Here is a 1,694-nt window from a genome sequence, read left to right on the forward strand (position 1 = left end):
GCGTAGGCTAGAGGTGAGTTGGCACAAGACGACGAAACCACGTGATCTAATGGCCACCGTAAATGATGCAGCAGTGCAAAGAAAGTTCATGTTCTTATCTGGGGAGATCTGTTTAACACGCGATCGGTCATTAACCAGTCAGGCTCTGGTTTATAAGTGCCTTGGCTTTTCAGTGTCATCGACTGAAAAGAGCGAACCAGATGAAAACCGATAGCGCATGACGGGGTAACTCGGCATGTGATTAAACAGAAGTCAGCAGACGGCATAGTAGCCCAACGCCCATCGTAATGGATGGGATATGGTGAAGGCCTGAACATTTAGAAGAAGGAGGAGTCTTGTCAAACTTGTTGATACCCACTACGTCGCCAGACGATTACTATCAGCAGCGTATTGATATGCAACCAGCCTTCAACAGCGATTTATTCCAACAACTGCTTCAGCCTGAGAATCTACACCGAGCTTGGCGTCAGGTTAAAGCCAATAATGGCGCGGCTGGTATCGATGGCATGACCATCGAAGCCTTCCCGCTTTGGGTGCAGCAAGGCGGTTGGCAACAGTGTAAATCTCAACTTGAGTTAGGTGAATATCAACCCTCAGCAGTCAGACGCGTAGAGATCGACAAACCCGATGGCGGTAAACGCAAACTGGGTATCCCTAACGTCATTGATCGTGTGATACAGCAATCAATTGCTCAAATTCTCACGCCGTTGTTTGATCCTTCCTTCTCGGCTAATAGCTTCGGCTTTAGACCGAATAGGAATGCCAAACAAGCAGTCTTGCAAGTCAGGGATATCATCAAACATAAACGCAAATTTGCCGTCGATGTTGATCTGTCCAAGTTCTTTGATCGAGTAAATCATGATCTCTTAATGACTCAGTTAAGGAGCAAGGTACAGGATAAGCGTCTGCTGGCGCTTATTGGTAAATACCTGCGTGCTGGCGTGATGATCAACGACCAATTTGAAGCAAGCTTCGAAGGCGTACCTCAGGGTGGCCCACTCTCACCATTACTATCAAACATCATGTTGGATAGTCTGGATAAAGAGCTGGAAAGCAGAGGGCATCGCTTCGCCCGCTACGCGGATGACTTTATCATCTTGGTCAAGTCTCAACGAGCGGGCGAACGTGTCCTCAAGAGTATTACTTGCTATCTTGCCACTAAGCTAAAACTGGTTGTTAACGAACAGAAAAGCCAAGTGGTTAAGGTAGGCCAAAGCAAGTTCCTAGGGTTTACCTTTAACCGCGGAAAGATCCAGTGGCATGTCAAAACACTGCACATCTTCAAACAAAAGATAAGACGACTGACAAACCGCAATTGGGGCGTGAGTATGAGCTATCAATTGTTTAAAGTGCGGCAATACATGCAAGGCTGGATCAACTACTTTGGCATAGCCAACGCTTACCAAGGATGTGTCGAGTTAGACCACTGGATCCGTCGTCGAGTACGTATGTGCTACTGGCGTCAATGGCGAAAGCCACGGACTAAGGTACAAAACTTACTCAAACGTGGCGTCAGGATCCAAGCGGCCGTTGCTTGTGGAATTACAAGCAAAGGGCCGTGGCGAAGCTCGAAAACACCAGGGATACAGCAAGCGCTGAGTAATGAGTATCTTAAGAAAGCAGGATTGTATTCACTGAGAGATGGATGGATCGCGGTTCACTATCCGAACCAGAAAACAGGTTAGGCGTTCTAA

1 protein-coding gene is annotated in these 1,694 nt (G+C 47.3%); it reads left to right on the forward strand.

Annotated features, from left to right (window positions below; translation table 11 throughout):
* Positions 1-335 precede the first annotated feature (335 nt).
* On the forward strand, positions 336-1,685 hold the full coding sequence (gene ltrA, locus M0413_RS22540) for a group II intron reverse transcriptase/maturase (protein WP_069454382.1): 1,350 nt from the start codon (positions 336-338) through the stop codon (positions 1,683-1,685).
* The last annotated feature ends 9 nt before the right edge of the window (positions 1,686-1,694 follow it).

Source organism: Shewanella sp. 8A, from assembly GCF_023475945.1.
GTDB lineage: Bacteria > Pseudomonadota > Gammaproteobacteria > Enterobacterales > Shewanellaceae > Shewanella > Shewanella xiamenensis.